The following is a 20,661-nucleotide window of genomic DNA, read 5'->3' on the forward strand; positions in this document are numbered from 1 at the left end:
ATTAATGCTCTCTGGATGTCTTTTCATCATCCTGCATATCAGTCATGCTCATCACGAGCGGGAGAGCAGGTTTGGCACAAATCTGGGAGGATTGGGGCTCACTCGCCTATCTCGGCGTGTTCCTCTGGGCGTTCCTCGAGGGCGAGACCTTCGTCATCGCCGCGGCGGCCGTCGGTTCGGCGACCGGGCTCATCGATCCCTGGCTGCTCATGCTCTCCGCCTGGTTCGGATCCTTCTGCGGGGACCAGTGCTGGTTCTACCTCGGCTGGAAATTCGGCCCGCGGCTGCTGGAACGGATGCCCAAGGCGCGCAAGCATTTCGAACGCGCTTCCATCCTGCTGCACAAATACGGCGCCTACTTCATCCTGAGCTTCCGCTTCCTCTACGGCATCCGCAACGTCGCCGCGGCGGCCTGCGGCATGGCGGGGCTGTCCTATCGCCGCTTCGCCATCCTCAACTTCATCGGCGCCGGCGTCTGGGCCGCGAGCTTCGTGGGGGCGGGGTGGTTCCTGGGCGCCTGGCTGGGCGTGGAGAACATCTTCTGGGCCATCGGTGGCATCGCCTTCACCGTGCTCGGCTTCTTCGTGGCGCGCTGGTGGTGGCGCCGGCGCCGGGCGGCGATCCAGCCGACCTGAAATCCGCGACCAGGGCGCGAGTGGCGGCAATCCCGGGTTGTGACGAAACGGTTACGGTTACGACAGAAGGCCCGGCCGCAAGGCCGGGCCTTTGTCATCAGCTCGGCTCGATGCCCGCCGCGCGGATCAGGCCCTGCCAGGTCTCGCTGTCCGCGGCCAATTGCGCGGCGAAGGCGGCTTCGCTGGTCGGGCGGGGCGTCAGGCCGCGCCTGGCGAAGTCGGCCACGATCTCTGGCTCCGCCAGCACCTGGCGGATGGCGTCGCCCAGGCGCTGGCGGATCGGCGCCGGCGTCGCGCGCGGCACCAGGATGCCGTCCCAGTTCAGCACCTCGTAATCCGCCAGCCCGGCCTCGATCATCGTCGGCACGTCGGGCAGTTCCGGCGCGCGGGCGCGGGTGGAGACGCCGAGCGCGCGGATCGTGCCGGCCGCGATGTGGCTGGTCACGGTGCCCATCGGGGAGAAGGAGAAATCATGCTCCCCCGCCACCAGCCCCAGCATCTGCGGCCCGCCGCCGCGATAGGGGACGGAGACGGTGCGCGTGCCCGCCAGCTTGTCCACCAGGATGCCGCAGAGATGCCCGGGCGATCCGACGCCGCCCGTGCCGTAGGTGATGGTATCGGGCCGCGCCTTCGCCGCCGCCACCAGCTCCGCCACGCTGCGCCAGGGGCGGGAGGAGGGCACGACGAGGACATTGGTCGCGTTGAAGATCAGCGACAGCGGCGCCAAATCGTTCACGGGATGGAAGGGCATCTGCCGCACCAGCGCCGGGTTCACCGCGAGGGTGCCGATATTGGCGGAAACGAGGGTGGTGCCATCCGGCGCGCTGCGCGCCGCGGCCTCCGCCGCCAGATTGCCGCCGGCGCCGGCGCGGTTGTCCACCACCACCGTCTGGCCGAGCAGTGCCGAAAGCCTGGGCTGGATGATGCGGACGGCGGCATCGGAGGCACCGCCGGGCGGGAAGCCGATCAGCAGCCGCAGCGGGCGATCGGGTGTCCAGGCGGGGGTCTGGGCCCGCGCCAGGGCAGGCGCGAACAGGGGCGCGGCAAGGGTGCCGAGCAGCAGGCGGCGTTGAATCATCAAGGCGTCTCCGGAAAGCGCGGGCCCGCCAGCGCGGGCTGCGCGCCGGGGGCAGGCAAAAGTGGCGCCGCGTTCAGTTCACATAGGCGCGGCTGTTGTCCTGGCCCTCGGCGGCACCCGGATGGGCGGCGGGGTCGGGCCGGTGGCGCAGCAGGTCGCGCAGCCCGACCAGGCCGAGCAGACGGCCATCCCGCGTGCAGACGGGCAGGTGGCGCAGATCGCCATCGGCCATCATCGCGATGGCATCCGCAACACTGGTATCGGGCAGGACGGAGATGGGCGTACGGCGCATCGCATCCTCCGCCGCCAGGCCGCGGATGCCGGCACGGCGTTCGGCCACGATGCGGACGATGTCGAATTCGGAGAGCAGGCCGATGGCGTTGCCGCCGCGGTCCTGCACCACCACCGCGCCGATGCGGTGTGCCGCGATCAACCTCGCTGCTTCCGCCACCGGACTTTCCGGCGACACCGCGATGACCCCATGGCTCGTCAGCCGCAATACGGCTTCGATGTTCATGGTTATGAGCGCTCCCTGCGCCGGCCCTTAGTGTGCGTTCCCCTCCGCGTGGCGCATATCGGTAGGGTTCACGTTTCCGCAATGTTGCGGGCCGCCGATTTCCGGCGGAAATCTCAAATGGTGGCGTTCAGTGCAGGGGGCCGCGCGGCCGCCGCTCCGTATGCGTGCCGCCATCGGCGGGTGCGCGGTGCCGGACCAGATCCGCCAGGCCCAGGATGCCGACCAGCGCGCCGCCCGCATCCACCACCGGCAGATGCCGCTGGCCGCCTTCCGCCAGCAGGTCGATGGCGACGGGGATCGAGGTCTCCGGCCGCACCAGCAGCGGGTCGCGCAGCATCAGCGCGGCGACGTCGAGCCCCGCGACGCCACGGGGCCGCGCGGCGACGGCCCGGACGATATCGGATTCCGACAGCAGGCCGAGGATGGCGCCGCCATCATCGCGCACCAGCAGCACGCCGATCCCGTGGCCGGCGAGCAGCCGCGCGGCATCGCCGGCCGATGTGTCCGGCCGGACGGTGATGACCGCATTTCCCTTGTGACGCAAAACATGGGCGATCGACATGGTCCGGGGTCCTTCCCTTCGAACGATGCTGTCGCCTTGCTCAACCGCGGGCGGTGTATCCCCCCGCGTCATCCCGTTGCAACACTATTCAGGCCCCCGCGGTGCGGCTGCCCGCCGGCGCCACCGGGCCGGTGATGCCCATCGCATCCAGTGCGCGCCGCACCGTGCCATCGGCCTTGGCCGTTTCGATGAAGGCGGTGGCCCAGGCGTGCGACAACGGCCGGTTGCGCGGCACGACGATGGCGGTGCCGAGCGCGTGGAAATGCCCGTCCAGGATCCGCGCGCCGGGCAGGCGGGGCAGCAGGCTGTCCAGCGATTCACGCCCCAGCGCCACGCCATCGACCTCGCCGCGCGCGATCGCCGCCATCACCTGGTCCAGGCTGGCGGCGGCGGTGATGGTGGCGCGGGGCGCGGTGCGCTGGCTGGCGCGGATGGTGGTCGTGTTGGCAACGCCCCAGAGCCGGATGCCCGGCGTGTTCGCCTGCTCCACGCTGGCCAGCGGGCTGCCCGCCGGCGCCAGGTAGGTGCTGGTGGAGAGGTAGTAGTCCGGCCCGAAATCGAGCCTGGCCACCCGTTCGGCATCGACGGGCATGAAGGAGAGGTCCCAGGCCGGCGTCGCCGTGGCCCCGGCCTCCACCACCTCACCGGAGGAGTTCAGCAGCAGCAGGTCGAGCGGCACGCCGAGCCGGCTGGCGGCTTCCTGCGCCAGCGCCACCGTCACGCCCCGCGCCGTGCCATCGGGCTGGCGCATGGCCCAGAAGGCGGAAGCCGCGGGGCCGACGCCGATGCCGACCCGAAGGCGCCCGGCGGGGAGAAGCTGCGCCCGCGTCGCGGCATCGGCGGGCTGGGCAAAGGCCCCGGGGGAAAACAAGGGGCGAGCGGCGAGAAGCGCGGCGGCGGCCAGCAGGCTGCGTCGGAGCATGGCGGTTCCTCCCGTTGGTGTTGCGCGCAGCATGGCCTCGCGCGGCGCGGTCAGGAAGGCCGTTGATCGGGCGGCACGGCGTAGCCCAGCGTGTTGACGAGGAGGTCCCGCATCTCGATGGGGTTCATCACCCGGTGCAGGCGAGAGACGCCGACGACCGCGGTCTGGTGGTCCACCCAGTTGTAGTCCACCAGCACCGGCATGGTGACCACCGCCGCGCGCACCATGGTGGACCGCGCGACCAGGCGGTCGCCCCCATCATCGGGCAGCGTGACCTCGAAGCGCGTCACCAGGCGGCTGCCGCGGCGGTCCCCGACGCGCGGCCCCGGGAGGGTGGTTTCCGTCACCGACAGCCGGGGGGAGGGCGCCCAATCCGCCTCCTCGACCGTGGCGACGCAGGGCCGCCCCGCGCGGCAGGTCTCGGGCGCGCCGGCGGCGTAGATGATGCTCCGCGGCGGCGCATCCGGCGCCTGCCAGGTGATGCGCAGCCGGTCCACCTGGCCGGAGCGCAGAAGGCCCTCGCACAGCGTGTCGCAGCGCGCATCCCGGAAGGGCTGCGGCGAGCCCCGTTCCGCGACCGAGGTCACGGCGATTTCCAGCCGGTTCGGTGCGGCGCCTTCCAGCCGCCCGGCGACATCGCCGGCGCGCAGCGGCGCGGCCTCCCGCTCCGCCACCAGGCGGGAGGCCAGGCCCGGCGGGATGGCGAGGGCCGCGAAGACCGCCGCGGCCAGCAGCAGCGCCGGACGCCGCCGCCCCGTGACCCGCGCCACCAGGAAGGCGGGCCACCAGACGGCCAAGCCCAGGGCGATGTTCAACACCACCAGCAGCAACGCGCCGATGGGCGGGACGAAGGTCATCAACACCGTCGGCAGCCCCGGCCCCAGCAAGGCGGGCACGGAGACGATGATCGCCACCGCATGGACGATGGCGAAGGGCATCAGCGCATCCCGCCCGCAACCCAGCTTCAGCGTCTTCAGCGGCAGCGCGATGAGCAGCATGGCGGGAATGGCGGCCAGCAATGCCAGGCCGATGACCTGCCGGACCTGCCAGGGCAGGCCGAACCAGGAGGCCTGTTCCAGCATGATGAAGGTCAGGATGACGCCGGCGACCGCCGTCACGAGGTCCTTCAGCCCGTCAAGCAGGTCCGGCGCTCGCCGCGCCGCGGGGGTGGGTGGGGTGAGGATCGGGTGCATGATGGGTTCCATGAACAACGTTCAATGCGCTATGCCATCACGATGAACGTTGTTCAATCGTTTTCTGAACGCCGTTCAACCGCTATGCTGCCCCCCATGTCCACCACCGACCGCCAGGCCGCGCTGCGCGCCGCCCTGATCGACATCGCCGAGCGCCGGATCGCCGAAGGGGGCCTGGCCGCGCTGAAGGCGCGCGACCTGGCGAAGGAGGCCGGCTGTTCGCTCGGCGCCATCTACCTGCACTTCCCCGACCTCGATGCGCTGGTCTTCGCCGTGCAGGCGCGGACGCTGGATCTGCTGGATGCGGCGATGTCGGGCGCCGCGGGTGAGGGGGCGGACCCGGCCCAGCGCATCCTGGCCCTCTCGCTCGCCTATCTCGAATGGGCGGCGGCGCATCGCCCGCGCTGGGCCGCGCTGTTCGAGCATCGGCTGCCCTCGGAGGCTGAGGTGCCCGCCGCCTATCGCGCCCAGCGCGCCCGGGTGTTCCGCCATGTGGAGGCGCCGCTCGCCGCGCTCATGCCGGGGGCGGAGCGCGAGGCGCTGGCACGGTCCGTCTTCGCGGCCGTCCATGGCATCGTCTCCCTCGGCCTCGATGAGAAGCTGGAGACGACGCCCCTGCCAGCGCTGCGGGCGCAGCTTTCCACCGTGGTGCTGGCCCTGGCGCGGGGCCTGGCGACGCCGGGCTAGGGTCCAAACCCAGTCAGACCCGAGGCGGATGGCCGGTCTCGCGTGGCAGGCCGCAAGGAGGGGCGCGCCGCCGATGCTGGTTGCATCGGCAAGTGGCCTGACGCCGCGGATGCCGCGCGAGACCGGCCAGGCGCCCGGCAGATGACTGGGTTTGGACCCTAGGAAGCCTGGTCCGCGAACTGCGCCTCATGCAGGCGCCGGTACGGCCCAGGCCGCGCGAGCAGATCCTGGTGCGTGCCCTGTTCGGCGATGCCGTCGGCCGTGACCACCACGATGCGGTCGGCGTCGCGGATCGTCGCCAGGCGGTGGGCGATGACCAGCGTCGTGCGGCCCTGTGCCAGTTCGGACAGTGCCAGCTGGATCGCGCGCTCCGTCTCCGTGTCCAGCGCGCTCGTCGCCTCATCCAATACCAGGATCGGCGGATTCATCAGGAAGATGCGCGCGATCGCCATGCGCTGCTTCTGCCCGCCGGAGAGCTTCACGCCACGCTCCCCGATCAGCGTGTCGAGGCCCGCCGGCATCTCCGCGATCAGCGCATCCAGCCGTGCGCGCCGCGCCGCCTGCATGATCTCCTCATCCGAGGCACCGAGGCGGCCATAGGCGATGTTCTCCCGCATCGTGCCGGCGAACAGGAAGACATCCTGCTGCACCAGGCCGATCTGGGCGCGGAGCGAGGACAGTGTCATGCGCCGGATGTCGATGCCATCGATGGTGATGCGCCCCGCCTGCACATCGTAGAAGCGCGGCAGCAGGGAGCACAGCGTGGTCTTCCCGGCGCCGGAGGGACCGACGAGGGCGATGGTCTGGCCGGGCTCCACCGCCAGGTCGATGCCGCGCAGCACGGGGCGGGCGGGGTCGTAGCCGAAGCTCACGCCCTCGAACCGCACCGCGCCGCGCAAGGCGGGGGCGGGCAGGGCATCGGGCGCGTCCTCGATCTCCGGCTTCGTCGCCATCAGATCGAGGTAGCTGCGGAAGCCGGCGATGCCCTTGGGGTAGGTCTCGATGACCGCGTTGATCTTCTCGAGCGGCCGGTAGAACACGTTCACCAGCAGCAGGAAGGCGACGAAATCGCCGATGGTGAGGCTGCCGCCCACGATGAACACCGCGCCCGCCAGCATCACCACCAGCTGCACCAGCCGCATGCCGAGGTAGTTGAAGGTCGTGCCGATGGCCATGATGCGATAGGCGTCGAGCTTGGTGCGCTGGTAGCCGGCATTGTCGGCGGCGAACAGGCGCTTCTCATGCGCCTCATTCGCGAAGGCCTTGACCACGCGGATGCCGCCGACCGCTTCCTCGATCCGCGCATTGAAGGCGCCGACGCGCCGGAACTGCGCCTGCCAATTGCCCGTCATCCTGCCGCCGAAATGCGCGACGGCCCAGCCGATGATGGGGACGATCAGCGCCGTCAGCAGGGCCAGTTGCGGGCTCACCATCACCATCAGCGCGAAGGCGCCGGCGAAGGTCAGCAGCGCGATCAGCAGATCTTCCGGCCCGTGATGCGCGACCTCCCCGATATCCTCCAGGTTCTTCGTCACGCGGCCGACGAGGTGGCCGGTCTTCTCCTCATCATAGAAGCGGTGGGACAGGCGCATCAGGTGATCGAAGGCGCGGGCGCGCAACTCCGTCTCGATCGCGATGCCGAGCACATGGCCCCAATAGGTGACGACCGCCATCAGCACCGCATTCAGCAGATACACCGCGAGCAGACCCGCGATCGCCAACCCCACCACCTGCATGTCCTGCCGCGGCAGCAGGTGATCGATGAAAGCCCGCACGGCCATGGGAAAGCCGAGCTCCAGCAAGCCGGACGCCGCGGCACAGCCGAAAGCGATGAAGACCAGCCGCATATGCGGCCGGTAGAACTGCGCGAACTGTCGGATCATGAGGGGGCGATACACCCGGGCATGCGCCGGGTGCAAACGGGTTGTGCGAGGAGGGCTCTGCCCTCCCCGCGCCCCACCCGCCAAGGGGCAGCGGCCCCTTGGAACCCCCTCCCATCACCCATCGATGAAAAGCCTGGGGTCCAGGGGCCCGCTGGCCCCTGGCAGGGAGAGCGCGAGAGGGACAGCGTCCCTCTCGCACAGCGCGTTCACCCGCGGCGAATGTTCAGCGGCAGTGTCATCCCCTTCTGGATCCCCACCAGCCCGCGGCGCCAGGCGGCGTCGGTGTAGTACTGGCCGAGCGGGATGTAGGGTGCGTCCTGCCACAGCGCTGCCTGCACGCGGCGCGCGATGGGTTTCTGCGCATCGAGGTCCGGGGCGGCGAGCCATTCGTCGCGCAGCGTTTCGAGGGTGGGGCTGGTGGGCCAGCCGAACCAGGCCTGGCGGCCATTGCCGCGCAGCAGCGGGTGGACGCCGGGGTTGGCCAGGTCCACGCCGCCGAACAGGACGATGAGGGCGTTCCACCCGCCCTGGCCGGGCGGATTCTGGTTGGCGCGGCGCTGCAGGACGGTGGCCCAGTCGCTGGTCGCGCTGTCGGCGTTCAGCCCGCTGCGCTTCAGCACATCCGTCAGCACCGTGGTCATGGTGTTGTTGTTGGTGACGTCGGTGGGGTGCAGGACGGTGACGGGCGTGTTGGCGTAGCCGGCGGCGCGCAGCGCTTCGCGCGCGCGGTCCACGCTGCGGGGGGATGTCATGGCGGCGATCCCCTCGTCATTCGCCAGCGGCGATGCGGTGGGGAAGGCGCCGATGCCGTCGGACCAGAGGCGCCGGTCATTGCCCATGATGGAGGTCATGAAGTCGGACTGGTTGATGGAATGCAGCAGCGCGCGGCGCACGGCAGGGTCATCGAAGGGCGCGTGCAGCTGGTTGAAGCGGAGATGCGCTACCAGGCCGCCGGTATCGACGCGGTCCAGCACCACGTCGCGGTGGCGGGCGAGCAGGCCGCGCAGGTCCGGCGCCACCTGTTCGTACATGTCGATCTCGCCGGATTGCAGCGCGGCGGCGGCGGTGCCGGCATCCGGGATCCAGTTGAAGACCACGCGTTCGAAATGCGCCATCTTGGCGCCGCCGAGCAGGCTGGGCGCGGCGGGGTTCGGAACATAGCCGTCGAACCGCTGGTAGACGGCGCGGGCGCCGGAGAGGCGTTCGGCGGCCACCCAGCGATAGGGGCCCGACCCCACGACTTCCGTGAAGGGGCGGGCGGGATCGACGGTGGCGAAGCGTTCGGGGAAGATGAAGCAGGGGTAGGAGCTGGGCTTGCCGAGTGCTTCCAGCATCGGGCCGAAGCGCTGCTTCAGGCGGATCTCGAAGCGCCGGTCGTCCAGCGCCGTGATCGCGTCCGTCCGGTCCCGCAGCGTCTGGCCCAGCGTGTCCCGCGCCCACCAGCGCTGGATGGAGGCGACGGCGTCGCGCGCGCGGACCGGTTCGTTGTCGTGGAAGCGAACGCCGGGCCGCAGCGTGAAGATCCAGCGCAGCCCGTCATCCTCCACCATGTGCCCGGCGGCGAGCTGCGGGCGGATGACGAAATTCTCGTCCGGGCCGTAGAGCGTGTCCCAGCACATGTGGCCGTGGTTGCGCACGCCGTAGCTCGTCGTGCTCATCGGGTCGATGGAGGTGACGTCCGCCTGCGGCATGTAGCGCAGCGTGGTCGCGGCGCTGCCCTGGGCAAGGGCAGGGGCGGCGCGGGCGGCGAGGGGGGCGGCGGCGAGGGTGGTCAGCAGCGTACGGCGGCGCATCGAGGGAGACTCCCGGCTTACGGAGAGGCAAGGATGCCGGGCCTTGCCCAGCGCGCGCAATGCCGCGCATGATCCCGGCCTCAGGTTGGGAGAGAAAAGATCATGGCCCTGTTCGTTCCGCGCCGCGCCGCGCTGCTGGGTGCCGCCGCCGCGCTGGCATCGCCTTTCGTGCGGACCGCACAGGCGCAGCAGACCTTCGAATTCGTCGCGGGGTCGGTCGGCGGCGGATGGTACACCATCGCCGCCGGCTTCTCCTCGCTGATCGCGGAGGAGAATCCGCAGATCCGGCTGCGCGTCGTGCCGGGCGGCGGTCTCGCCAATTCCACCCGCGTGAACAACAACCAGTCCCAGGTCGGCTTCGGCATCGATGCCTTTGCCGCCGCCGCCGCGCGGGGCGAGGAACCCTACACGGCCAAGCATGAGAACATCTCCTCCCTTGGCGTCGGCTACAGCCCGACCGAGCACAATCTGATCCGCCGCGCCGATGCGGGGCCGGAGGGGATGCGGGAGATCCTGACCCAGCGTGGCCTGCGCATCGCCTGCCCGCAGCGGTCCAGCACGGATGAGATGACGCTGCAGCGCATCCTCCGCTTCCTCGGCACCAGCCCGGATGCCATCCGCAATTCCGGCGGCCGCTACCTCAACGGGTCCTATGCGGATATCGCGGCGGCCTACAATGACGGGCAGGTGGACTACCTGTATTGCGCGCTGGCCAAGCCGGCCGCGATCCTGACCGAGATCGGCCAGGGCCGCCGCGCGACGCGCCTGGTTGCCTGGCCGGAGGATGTGCGCAAGCACCTGCAGGATACCTTCGCCTACAACCAGGGCCTGCTGCCGGCGAACACCTACCCCAGCCTCGGCCAGACGCAGGACATGATGGTGACGACGATGGACACCGTCATCATGGTCCACAATTCCCTGCCAGAGCCCGTGGCCCATGGCATCACGCGGACCCTCATCAAGAATGCCGGGCCGCGGCTGACGCAGATCCACGCATCCTGCGCCGCCTTCAACCCGCGGGAGGCCTGGAAGTACAACGGCCTGCCGCTGCACCCCGGCGCCGCGCGCGCCTTCCGCGAAGCCGGCGTGATGCCGGCCTGAGGGGCACCCTGATCCTCGCACGCCGGAATGCGTGACCTTTCGGGCCCACTGAAGTGGGTGTGCTGGGCATGGGCCGCGGCGGCTGCCGCGGTCCATCTCTATTTCGGCGCGGTGGGCTTCCCCGAACCCATCCAGATGCGCGGGTTCCACCTGCTCGTCTTCGTGCCGATCCTGTTTCTTCTGTATCCGGCTCGGCCCGGGAAATCGCCGGCCACGCGGCCATCGCTGTTCGACTGGGGCTGGGCCATCGCGAGTGCGGTGCCCCATGCCTGGGTCATGTGGAACTGGATGGCGGTCGCGGACCGCATGGAATACGTCGATCCCTTCACGCCCATGATGATGGCGCTGGGCATCACCTGCATCGTCACGCTGCTGGAAGCGACGCGCCGCGCGGTGGAGCCTGGCCTGGCCTGGATGGTGGCGGGCTCGCTCGCCTACATGCAGTGGGGCTACCTGGTCCCGGGCATCTTCAATGCGCGCCCCTTCACGCCGCAGGAGATCGTCGAATCCGCCTGGCTGGTGCCGACGGCGGGCGGCGTCTATGGCCCGCTGACGGGCATCGTCGCCACCACCATCGCCGTCTTCATCCTGTTCGGCAGCTTCATGCAGGGCAGCGGCACGGGGCGGCTGTTCAGCAACCTCGGCGCCGCCGCCGCCGGCCGCTACACCGGCGGGCCGGCCAAGGTCGCCGTCATCACCTCCGGCCTCTTCGGGACGATGAGCGGTTCCTCCGTCTCCAACGTCATCACCACGGGGGCGATGACGATCCCGCTGATGAAGCGCATTGGCTACAAGCCGGCCGTCGCGGGGGGTATCGAGAGTGCGGCATCCGTCGGCGGCGCTCTGATGCCACCGGTGATGGGCGCGGCCGCCTTCGTGATGGCGGAGATCACCAACATTCCCTATGGCGACATCATCGTCGCCGCCGCCATCGGCGCGGTGCTCTACTACTTCGCCATCCTCTCCGCCGTGCATTTCGAGGCGAAGAAGAAGGGCATGACCGGCATGGCCCTGAAGGATATCCCCGCCTGGCGGGAAGTCCTGGCGGATGTCCACCTGGTGCTGCCGATCGCGGTCCTGGTCTGGATGATGGCGGAACGCTGGTCCGGCAACTACGCCGCCTTCTGCGCCACCGTCGCCATGGTCGTCGTCGCCATGCTGAAGAAGCGCACGCGGATGAGCCTGCGAGACATCGGGGAGAGTTTCGCGCAGGCGGGCCTGACCATGGCGCCGCTCGCGGTCTCCATCGCCGGCGCGGGCATCGTCGTCTCCGCGCTGACGGCGACCGGCATGGTCGTGGCCTTCGGCGGCATCATCAAGGGCCTGGCGGACGGCAACCTCGGCCTGCTGCTGGTGCTGCTGGCGCTGACGGTGCTGGTGCTCGGCCTCGGCATCCCGACGACGCCGGCCTACATCATCGCGGCCGCGATCGGCGTGCCGCAGGTGCTGGAACTCGGCCGCAGCATCGGCGTGGACCCGCTGGCGGCCCATCTTTTCGTCTTCTACTTCGCCGTGATTGCGGATGCGACGCCACCGGTGGCGGCGGCGGCCTTCGCGGCGGCGGCCATCGCCAAGGCCAGCCCCACCATCACCAGCGTGCACGCCACGCGCTTCGGCATCGCCGGCTTCACGGTGGGCTTCGCCTTCATCTACGACCCCGGGATCATGCTGCGCGGGTCGTTCACGGACATCTTCCTGGCGACGGGCATCCAGTTGGTGGCGCTCACCTTGATCACGGCCAGCTATGCGGGCTTCCTGCTGGCGAGTACCGGCTGGCCGCTGCGCATCGCGATGATGGTGGCGGGCCTGGTCGCCGCATTCGCGCATGTGCTGGACGATGTCGTGCGTTTCGGGATCGGTGTCGCCGTGCTCGGCGGGATCGCGGGATTCCAATGGGCCGCGGCACGAACCGCGCGCCTCGATCGGGGAGGGACGTGATGATCCGCAGGACATTGGCCGCATTGGTCGCGCTGGCCGCCACGGCGCTGCCGGCGGTGGCGCAGGGCGTCGTCTCCGCCGGGCCGACGCTGACGGCCGTGCGCGCCAAGGGCGTGGTGGATTGCGGCGGGCATCCCGGCGCGCCGGGCTTCGGCGTGATGGATAGCCGCGGCAATTATGCGGGGCTGGATGCCGATACCTGCCGTGCCGTCGCGGCCGCCGTGCTGGGCGATGGATCGAAGGTGCGCTTCACCACGCTCACCTCCTCCACCCGGATGACGGCGCTGCAGGCCGGGCAGATCGATGTGCTGCCCCGCACCACCACCTGGACCCATTCGCGCGACACGGCGAATGGCCTGAACTTCACGGCCGTGAATTTCTACGATGGCCAGGGCTTCCTGATCCGCCGCAGCCTGAACGTCACGCGCGCCACGCAGCTGGATGGCGCGACCTTCTGCGTCACCGCCGGCACCACCAGCGAACTCAACCTGGCGGATTGGGCGCGAGCGAACCGGCTGACCGTCCGCCCGCTGGTGTTCGAGAACAATGACGAGACGCGCCTGGCCTACCAGTCCGGCCGCTGCGACGTCTTCACCACGGATGCCTCCCAGCTCGCCGGCACGCGCACCGCGCTGCGCAACCCGGCGGAGCACATCGTGCTGCCCGACCTCATCTCGAAGGAACCGCTCGGCGTCGCGGTGCGGCAGGGGGATGACCAGTGGTTCGACATCGTGCGCTGGACGATCTTCGCCCTGATCGAGGCCGAGGAGCTTGGCGTGACGCAGGCCAATGTGGATGAGATGCTGCGCAGCGAACGCCCCGATGTGCGCCGCCTGCTGGGCGTCTCCGGCGACCACGGGCCCTTCATGGGGCTCGACCGGCGTTGGGCCTACAACGCCATCAAGGCCGTGGGGAACTACGGCGAGATCTTCGACCGCCACCTCGGCGCCGGATCGCCCGTGGGCCTGCCGCGCGGCGTGAACGATTTGTGGACGCGCGGCGGGCTGATGTACGCGCCGCCGATCAGGTAGGGCGCGCTTGCAGGGGGCTCTGCCCCCTGCACCCCCGCCGGGGGGCGTGGCGCCCCCCGGGCCCCGCCGGGACTTTACATGCAGAAAGGGAGGGGGGCCGAAGTGCCCCCCTCCCTTTCTGCATCTATTGCCGGTGGTCCAGGAGGCCCCCGCCTCCTGGTGGGTGGGGTGCGGGGAGGGCAACGCCCTCCCTGCGGCAACCCGTGCTACCGCCGCTCGTAGATCAGGCGCGCCCGCACGGTCCCCGGCAGTTCGCGCAGTTCCGCCAGGATCGCCTCGGCCTCCGCGCGGGCTTCGACGCTTTCGACCACGATGTAGCCGAGTTCGGAATCCGTCTGGTAGTACTGGGCGGTGATGTTCAGGCCGCGGCGGCCGAAGCTTTCATTGATGCGGGACAGCATGCCGGGCGCGTCCCGGTGCAGATGCGTCCAGCGCGCGCCGGCGGGGCGGACGGGAAGCTGCACCTGGGGCAGGTTGACCGATCCCATGGTGGCGCCGGTGTCGCTGTAGTCCACCAGCTTGCGGGCGACTTCCTGGCCGATGCGGTCCTGTGCCTCTGCCGTGCTGCCGCCGATATGGGGCGTCAGGATCACGTTGGGCAGGCCCTGGAGGGGGCTGGTGAAGGGGTCGCCGTTGCGCTTCGGCTCCACCGGGAAGACGTCCACGGCGGCGCCCAGGATGCGCTTTTCCCGCAGCGCATCGGCCAGCGCGTCCACGTCCACGACCGTGCCGCGGGCGTTGTTGATGAAGATGGCGCTGGGCTTCATCCAGCCGAGTTCCCGCGCGCCGATCATGCCGACGGTGTCGGGCGTTTCCGGCACGTGGATGGTCACGACATCGGCCTGGGACAGAAGGTCGCGCAGCGATGCGGCGGGCGACGCATTGCCATGCGGCAGCTTGCCGGTGTGGTCGTGGTAGAGCACGCGCATGCCGAAGGCTTCCGCCAGGACGGAAAGCTGGCTGCCGATATTGCCGTAGCCGATGATGCCGAGCGTCTTGCCCCGCATCTCCCAGCTGTTGGCGGCCGATTTGTCCCAGCCGCCGGTGTGGGCGCTGTTCGATTTCTCGACGATGCCGCGCATCAGCATGACCGCTTCCGCCAGCGTCAGCTCCGCCACGCTGCGGGTGTTGCTGAAGGGCGCGTTGAAGACGGCCACGCCGCGGCGGGCGGCGGCGGCCAGATCCACCTGGTTGGTGCCGATGCAGAAGCAGCCGATGGCGATCAGCCGGTCGGCGGCGGCCAGCACTTCCTCCGACACCTCGGTGCGGGACCGGATGCCGAGGATATGGACCCCCTTCACCGCATCGATCAGCGCCTGGCCCTCCAGCGCCTTCTTCTCCCGCACGATGGTCACGTAGTCGGCGGAGCCGAACAGGTCCACGGCGCTGTCCGCGATGCCTTCCAGCAGCAGGATGCGGATGCGGTCCTTGGGGAGGGAGATGCGGTCATTCATGGGGCGCGGGCATCCGGGGAGGATGGAGGGGGCGCCTGTCTGCCCCCGATGGCCGGGCGGGGCAAGGGTCGTGCGCCAGGACCGGGAGGGGGGGTGCCCTTCTCGTGAAATTCCCGTAACCTTATGTCACTCGGCTCCGGCGATTCCGGCGTCTATGGGTGCCGGCGGGCTGACAGGATGTTCATGCGGGCCGAAGGGGCGCGCGACAGGAGGGGTGGTGTGATGGCCGCGTCGCGGCATGGTTGATCTCCGCAAGCCGTCGCCCCTGGCGGGGGATGGGTTGGATGCCCTGGCCGAGATGGCGGGGGACGATCCGCGGGCGAGGGACGCGCTGGCGCGGGCGGGCCGTGTCGGGCTGCGGATCGGGCTCGCGGGCCCGGCTCTGCTGCTCTACGCCCTGTCGGCGGCGGAGGCGGTGCGCCGCGGCGATGACCCGGCGGCGCGCCTGGTGGCCGACCTCGCCCGGGCTGGGATCGAGGAGCCCTTCGCGGCTACCCTGCCGCCGGCATAGAGATCGGCATAGCGGGGGGTGCGGCGATGGCGGCTTCGGTGGTGGTCTTCGATGTCGGCAATGTCCTGATCGAATGGGACCCGGAGCACCTGTATCGCAAGCTGATCCCGGATGCCGCCGGGCGGGCCGATTTCCTGGCCCGCATCTGCACCATGGAATGGAACCTGGAACAGGATCGCGGCCGGCGATGGGCGGCGGCGGTGGCGGAACGAACCTCGCTGTTCCCGGACCAGGCCCCGCTGATCGCCGCCTACAGCGACCGGTGGCATGAGATGGTGCCCGGGGAGGTGCCGGGCAGCGTCGCGATCCTGGAGCGGCTGCGCGAAGCGGGCGTGCCGCTCTACGCCATCACCAATTTCTCCAGCGAGAAATTCGCGGAGGCGCAGGCCCGCTTCCCCTTCCTGACCCGCTTCATCGATGTGGTGGTATCGGCGGAGGAAGGGCTGCTGAAGCCCGATCCCGCCATCTATCGCCGGCTGCTGGACCGCAACGGGCTGGCCGCCTCGGATTGCCTGTTCATCGATGACAGCGAGAAGAACGTGATCGGCGCCCGTGCGGTGGGGATGCGGGCGCACCATTTCCGGGATGCGGCGGGGCTGGCGGCGGCGCTGCGGGCGGAAGGCCTCCCGGCCTAGCTGGCCAGGCCCGGAACCGCCTCCTCCTCCTGCCCCGGCAGGCGGTCGAGTGGCATCGTCAGGCGGCAGGCGAGGCCGGTGGCGCGCCATTCCAGGGACATGGTGCCGCCAAGCTGCCCGCGCGCCGTGCTATCCAGCACCCTGGTGCCGAAGCCGGTGCGCAGCGGCGGGGCCAGGATTGCCGGCCCGCCGGTCTCCACCCAGTCGAGGTGCAGCGCCTGCCCCTCCACCCGCCAGCTGACCAGCAGGCGGCCCGACTCCACCGACAGCGCGCCATGCTTCATGGCGTTGGTGGCGAGTTCGTGGACCAGCATGGTCAGCGGCTGCGCGGCCGCGGCTGGCAGCACCACAGCGGGGCCGCGCAGCGTGGCGCGGCTTTCCCGCTGGCCGTGCTCCACCAGGAAGGGGGCGATCTCGCCCTCCACCATGGATCGCAGATCGGCCCCCGCCCAGCGATCCTTGGCCAGCAGCGTCTGCGCCCGCGCCAGCGCGGCGACGCGGCCTTCGACGGCGCGGGCGAAGCTTGGCATGTCGGGCGCGCGGGTCAGGCGCAGCACGGCCTGCACCACCGCCAGCACGTTCTTGGCGCGGTGGTCCACTTCCCGCGCCAGCAGCGCCTGGCGTTCCTCCGCCTCCCGCCGCTCCGTGATGTCGAGCACGGATCCGACATGGCCGAGGTAGTCGCCGGTGGCCGCGAGGCGCGGCTGCGCGGCATCTATCGCCCAGCGCCAGACGCCATCGGCGCGCCGCAGCCGATAGTCCAGCCGCAATTCGGCGCGGTCCCGCACGGCATCGAGGAAGCGGGCCTTGGCCCGGACGCGATCATCCGGATGCACCGCCTCCAGCCACCCGGTGCCGAGGGCATTGGCGGGCGTCTGCCCGGTGAAGGCGTACCAGCTGCGGCTGAGATGGGTGCAGAAGCCGGTGCGGTCCGTGACCCACATCATCGCCGGCGCGGCATCCAGCAACGCGCGGAACCGGCCCTCATTCTCCCGCAGCCGGCGTTCGGCCAGGACCTGGCCGGTGGTCTCGATGCAGGAACAGAAGATGCCGGCGATCCGGCCATCCCTGTCATGCGCCGGGCTGTAGGAGAAGGTCCACCAGGTATCCTCCCGGTAGCCGTGGCGTTCCATGACCAGGTGCAGGTTCTCGCTCCAGGTCGCCTGGCCGGCCAGGGCCTGGCGGATCAGGGGCAGGAGGGCGTCCCAGATCTCCGGCCAGACCTCCTGGAAGGGGCGGCCTTGGGCCTGCGGGTGGCGCGCGCCGAGGATCACGGCGTAGGCATCGTTGTAGTGGAAGGCCAGCGCCGGGCCCCAGGCCACGAACATCGGCTGGCGGGACTGCCGCATCAGGCGGAGGATGGTGTCCAGCGCGGTCGAGGCGGTGAGCCCGGCATCCGGCGCGCCCGTCGTGGGCCGGGCGCCGCCCATATCCTCAACGCCCATGCAGTGTGTCTCTCGGCTGCCAGCGGCCGCGCCCGGCGCCACGGGCCGGGGCAGGCCTTGATCCGGCATAGCAGGGCGGGCCGCGCGGGGCCGATTCAACTTACCCGGAGCATCCTGCCCCGGTTCCGCAACCTCAACGGTTCGCCAGCTCCGCCAGCACCTGCGCCAGCACCCGCGCGCCGTTCGCGACCTGGGCGGGCGTGCTGTATTCCGCGGGGTGGTGGCTGACGCCGCCGCGGGAGGGGATGAAGATCATCCCGGTCGGGCAGACCGGCACCAGGAACTGCGCATCGTGGAAGGCGCCGGAGGGCATGCGGCGGCTCTTCAGCCCCTGGGACCGGGCGGCGCCCTCGATCAAATCCTGCACCATGGCGTCGAAGCGGGCGGGCAAAGCGTGGAAGCGTTCCGTCACCGTGGCACGGCAGGTGGTCAGCGCGGCCTTGACCGTCGCCTCGATCGCATCGCCCTTCGGCAGCAGCACCGCGGGGTCCGGGTGGCGGAAATCGATGGTGAAGCGCGCGCGGTCGGCGACCGTGTTGCTGGAATTGGGGCCGACCTCGATCCGCCCCACGGTGAAGCGCAGCACGTCCGTCGGGTCCGCCATCAGCGCGTTCAGCGCGTTGATGACGCGCACCATGTCCTGCACGGCATCGCGGCGGAGCGAGAGCGGCGCAGTGCCTGCATGGTCCGTCTTGCCCTCGATCTCCACCAGGAACCAGCGGCTGCCCTGGATGCCGGTGACGACGCCGATATCCAGCCCTTCCGATTCCAGCAGCGGGCCCTGTTCGATATGCGGCTCGACATAGGCGAAGGGGCGCGGCCCCTCCACGATGCCGAGCCTGCGGCGCGGGATATCCGCTTCCGCGGCCAGCAGCGCCGCGAGTTCGTCGCCGAAGCGCAGCCCTTCGCTGTCCGCCGTGTCGTCCCAGGTATCGGGCGGGCGGTGGCCGGACCAGGCCATGCTGCCCATGCAGCCCGGCGCGAAGCGGCCGCCTTCCTCATTGGTCCAGGCCACGACCTCGATCGGGCGCCTGGTGGCTATGCCGGCTTCCCGGATCGCCTGCACCGCCTCCAGCGCCGCCAGCACGCCCCAGATGCCGTCGAAGCGGCCGCCATTGGGCTGGCTGTCCATGTGGCTGCCGGCCATGACCGGGGCGGCGTCCTTCTCCGTCCCCTCATGCCGCAGGAACAGATTGCCCAGCACATCGACGGAGGGCTTGAGGCCGAGCGGCAGCGCCCAGGAGAGCAGGAGGCGGCGCGACTCCCGGTCCAGCTTCGTCAGCGCGGCGCGGTTCACGCCCTGATGGCCATCGGCATCGGTGAAGCCGCCGAGCCGCGCCATCTGCGCGATGCGGTCCCATTGCCGGGTTTCGGACACGGCGGCGACGAGGTTGGGCGCGGCTTCGACCGATGTGCTGTCCGATGCGGCCATGCCTGCTGTCCCCTGTCCCTACGCGCCCCTGTTTGGCGGGGAACAGGCGTCAGATCAACGGGGTGGGGCGGGCGCTGGCAGGGTGTTGCGCGGGGGCGCCGCCCTGCGCCAGGCCATCCAGCGCCAGCAGCGCGCCCGCCAGTTCCTCCACCAGGATCGGCTTGCGCAGCACCAGCAGCAGCGGGTCGATGGCGACGCGGCCGGCCAGCTGCCCGTCCAGCGTTTCCTCCAAATTGCCGGTCAGCAGGATGGCGGGCATGGGGGTGGGCCCGGAAGCGTCCCGGACGGCGTCGATCAGCGCCAGGCCGGTGATCCCGGGCATCTCGTAATCCGTCACCACGATATCCGGCCGCTCCCCGGCCGAGAGCAGGGACAGCGCGCCCGCGCCCCCACTGGCGCGCAGCACGGTGAAGCCCTGTTCGCCCAGGCTTTCCGCCAGGAAGTCGCGCACCAGCGCATCGTCATCCACCAGCAGGATGCGCAGCGGTCGGGCGGGCGCCAGCAGCGCGGCCGCGGCCGGCTCCCGCAAATCCTGCGCCTCGGCGGCGGGCAGCCAGATGCTGATGGCGGTGCCGGCGCCCGGCACGCTGTCGATCGCCATGGCGCCCGCGGATTGCTCCGCGAAGCCCCGCGCCATGGCGAGCCCCAGCCCGGTGCCCGCACCGGCGCCTTTGGTGGAGAAGAAGGGCTCCCCAGCCCTGGCCAGGACCTCCGCCGTCATGCCCGCGCCGGTGTCCCGCACCGTGAACTTCACGTAGTGCCCGGGGTCCAGGCCATGCAGCCCCGCCGCCGTCACCCGTTCCTCGGTGGCGCTGATGGTCAGGGTGCCGCCGCCCGGCATCGCGTCCCGCGCATTGGTCGCCAGGTTCACCAGCACGGTTTCCAGCTGGCCCCGATCCGTCACCAGCGCGGGCAGGGGCTCCTCGGCCTCGATCACCACCGTCACGCGCCCGCCCAGCGTGTGCCACAGGATCTCCTGCAGCCCGCGGGCGAGGCTGGCGGGATCGACCGGCTCCAGCCGCAATTCGCCGCGCCGGGCGAAGGACAGCAGGCGGCGCGTGACGGAGGCGCCGCGCTGCGTCGCTTCCTCCACCATCTGCGCGAGGTGCCGCACGGCATCGGGGCTTTCGGCGCGGCGGCGCATCAGGCTCGCCCCGCTCTGCACCGCCTGCATGATGTTGTTGAAGTCATGCGCGACACCGCCGGCGAGCTGCCCGAGGGCGCGCAGCCGGAGATCCTGCGCGAGCTTGAGCTGCACGGCCTCCCGCGCCGCCACCTCCAACCGCACCCGGTCCTCGAGCGAGGCATTCATCCGGCGCAACTCCTCCGCCAGCCCCGCGCTGCGGGCCTTCTCTTCCTCCAGCCGGTTCACGGCGGCGTTCATGAAATCGATGACGAGGACGTCAACCAGCAGGATGGCGATGAAGAAGCCGATCGCGATGACATCGGCCGTGGTGGCCAGGGCGAAGGAGTGGACCGGCGGGATGAAGAAATACCAGGCCGCCAGGGTGCTGAGCGCGCCGGTGAGCAGCCCGGGGCCCATGCCGCCGAAATAGGTGGCCAGCAGCACGGCGGGGAAGAAGGTCAGGAACGGGAACCCCGCCGGCGGCAGCACCCCGGCCAGCGCAAAGCGCCCCGCCAGCGCTGCGGCGAACAGCGCGATGCCGAGCAGATGCCCCCGCAGCGTGCCCGGTCCGACGGCGCGGCGGGATTGCAGGCCGGACCGGAGGCGGGACCACGGGGCTTGGTTCAGGGGGGCCTCTTTCAGGCGGGGGAATGCCGGACGGCGCCTTGTGCCGGCAGAAGGCCCACGGGAAGGGCCAGCGTCAAGCAATCCGCGGCCT

At 70.6% G+C, this 20,661-nt stretch carries 18 protein-coding genes; 7 read left to right on the top strand and 11 right to left on the bottom strand.

All coding sequences use genetic code 11. From position 1 onward, the window contains the following. Positions 1–71 precede the first annotated feature (71 nt). Entirely contained in the window at positions 72–635 is a 564-nt protein-coding gene (locus ACTIE5_RS01880) for a DedA family protein (RefSeq protein ID WP_439547994.1), read from the top strand. Positions 636–732: 97 nt separating this feature from the next. Here the strand turns inward: ACTIE5_RS01880 and ACTIE5_RS01885 are convergent, their stop codons facing one another. The 5 genes from ACTIE5_RS01885 to ACTIE5_RS01905 all read right to left on the bottom strand — a co-directional run bounded on the left by ACTIE5_RS01885 (position 733) and on the right by ACTIE5_RS01905 (position 4,907). Continuing rightward, positions 733–1,713 (bottom strand): Bug family tripartite tricarboxylate transporter substrate binding protein, encoded by a 981-nt coding sequence (locus tag ACTIE5_RS01885; RefSeq protein WP_439547995.1) that lies wholly within the window; start codon positions 1,711–1,713, stop codon positions 733–735. Positions 1,714–1,786: 73 nt separating this feature from the next. Further along, entirely contained in the window at positions 1,787–2,230 is a 444-nt protein-coding gene (locus ACTIE5_RS01890; protein WP_439547996.1) for a CBS domain-containing protein, read from the bottom strand. Positions 2,231–2,357: 127 nt separating this feature from the next. Beyond that, positions 2,358–2,792, bottom strand: a complete 435-nt coding sequence (locus ACTIE5_RS01895; RefSeq protein ID WP_439547997.1) for a CBS domain-containing protein — start codon at positions 2,790–2,792, stop codon at positions 2,358–2,360. Positions 2,793–2,880: 88 nt separating this feature from the next. Beyond that, on the bottom strand, positions 2,881–3,714 hold the full coding sequence (locus ACTIE5_RS01900; protein ID WP_439547998.1) for a transporter substrate-binding domain-containing protein: 834 nt from the start codon (positions 3,712–3,714) through the stop codon (positions 2,881–2,883). A gap of 50 nt (positions 3,715–3,764) precedes the next feature. After that, positions 3,765–4,907: a hypothetical protein gene (locus ACTIE5_RS01905; protein ID WP_439547999.1), complete on the bottom strand. Its 1,143-nt coding sequence runs from the start codon at positions 4,905–4,907 to the stop codon at positions 3,765–3,767. Positions 4,908–5,003: 96 nt separating this feature from the next. On the opposite strand from ACTIE5_RS01905, the gene ACTIE5_RS01910 reads away from it, so the two are divergent. Beyond that, positions 5,004–5,594: a TetR/AcrR family transcriptional regulator gene (locus ACTIE5_RS01910; protein ID WP_439548000.1), complete on the top strand. Its 591-nt coding sequence runs from the start codon at positions 5,004–5,006 to the stop codon at positions 5,592–5,594. Positions 5,595–5,752: 158 nt separating this feature from the next. Here the strand turns inward: ACTIE5_RS01910 and ACTIE5_RS01915 are convergent, their stop codons facing one another. Together ACTIE5_RS01915 and ACTIE5_RS01920 are read right to left on the bottom strand one after the other, a co-directional pair. Beyond that, positions 5,753–7,477, bottom strand: a complete 1,725-nt coding sequence (locus ACTIE5_RS01915; RefSeq protein ID WP_439548001.1) for an ABC transporter ATP-binding protein — start codon at positions 7,475–7,477, stop codon at positions 5,753–5,755. 206 nt (positions 7,478–7,683) lie between these two features. Then, positions 7,684–9,270, bottom strand: coding sequence for an ABC transporter substrate-binding protein (locus tag ACTIE5_RS01920; RefSeq protein ID WP_439548002.1), 1,587 nt, complete (start codon positions 9,268–9,270; stop codon positions 7,684–7,686). 102 nt (positions 9,271–9,372) lie between these two features. On the opposite strand from ACTIE5_RS01920, the gene ACTIE5_RS01925 reads away from it, so the two are divergent. From ACTIE5_RS01925 to ACTIE5_RS01935, 3 genes are read left to right on the top strand one after another with little or no spacing between them, the layout of a single operon-like run. Further along, a complete protein-coding gene (locus ACTIE5_RS01925; protein WP_439548003.1) occupies positions 9,373–10,371 on the top strand; it encodes a TAXI family TRAP transporter solute-binding subunit in 999 nt (332 codons plus the stop codon). 27 nt (positions 10,372–10,398) lie between these two features. Next, positions 10,399–12,309, top strand: coding sequence for a TRAP transporter permease (locus ACTIE5_RS01930; RefSeq protein ID WP_439548004.1), 1,911 nt, complete (start codon positions 10,399–10,401; stop codon positions 12,307–12,309). Continuing rightward, complete coding sequence (locus ACTIE5_RS01935; protein ID WP_439548005.1) at positions 12,309–13,340, top strand: amino acid ABC transporter substrate-binding protein; 1,032 nt, start codon at positions 12,309–12,311, stop codon at positions 13,338–13,340. Before ACTIE5_RS01930 ends, ACTIE5_RS01935 begins: the two co-directional genes overlap by 1 nt. Before the next feature lie 206 nt (positions 13,341–13,546). Here ACTIE5_RS01935 and serA read toward each other — a convergent pair whose 3' ends face one another. Continuing rightward, positions 13,547–14,794, bottom strand: coding sequence for a phosphoglycerate dehydrogenase (gene serA / locus ACTIE5_RS01940; protein WP_439548006.1), 1,248 nt, complete (start codon positions 14,792–14,794; stop codon positions 13,547–13,549). 238 nt (positions 14,795–15,032) lie between these two features. Here serA and ACTIE5_RS01945 point away from each other — a divergent pair, with 238 nt between their 5' ends. Together ACTIE5_RS01945 and ACTIE5_RS01950 are read left to right on the top strand one after the other, a co-directional pair. Further along, positions 15,033–15,305, top strand: coding sequence for a hypothetical protein (locus ACTIE5_RS01945; protein WP_439548007.1), 273 nt, complete (start codon positions 15,033–15,035; stop codon positions 15,303–15,305). Between the two features lie 26 nt (positions 15,306–15,331). Then, the gene (locus ACTIE5_RS01950) at positions 15,332–15,940 is read left to right on the top strand and encodes an HAD family hydrolase (RefSeq protein ID WP_439548008.1); all 609 of its coding nucleotides are present in this window, start codon (positions 15,332–15,334) and stop codon (positions 15,938–15,940) included. On the opposite strand, the gene ACTIE5_RS01955 is transcribed toward ACTIE5_RS01950, so the two are convergent. From ACTIE5_RS01955 to ACTIE5_RS01965, 3 genes are all read right to left on the bottom strand, one after another. Continuing rightward, complete coding sequence (locus tag ACTIE5_RS01955; protein WP_439548009.1) at positions 15,937–17,385, bottom strand: sensor histidine kinase; 1,449 nt, start codon at positions 17,383–17,385, stop codon at positions 15,937–15,939. The two genes, ACTIE5_RS01950 and ACTIE5_RS01955, sit on opposite strands and share 4 nt — an antisense overlap. Before the next feature lie 133 nt (positions 17,386–17,518). Further along, the gene (locus ACTIE5_RS01960) at positions 17,519–18,817 is read right to left on the bottom strand and encodes a Zn-dependent hydrolase (protein WP_439548010.1); all 1,299 of its coding nucleotides are present in this window, start codon (positions 18,815–18,817) and stop codon (positions 17,519–17,521) included. 49 nt (positions 18,818–18,866) lie between these two features. Then, positions 18,867–20,651 (bottom strand): ATP-binding protein, encoded by a 1,785-nt coding sequence (locus tag ACTIE5_RS01965; RefSeq protein ID WP_439548011.1) that lies wholly within the window; start codon positions 20,649–20,651, stop codon positions 18,867–18,869. Positions 20,652–20,661 lie beyond the last annotated feature (10 nt).

Source organism: Falsiroseomonas sp., from assembly GCF_051859025.1.
Classification (GTDB): Bacteria; Pseudomonadota; Alphaproteobacteria; order Acetobacterales; family Acetobacteraceae; genus Falsiroseomonas.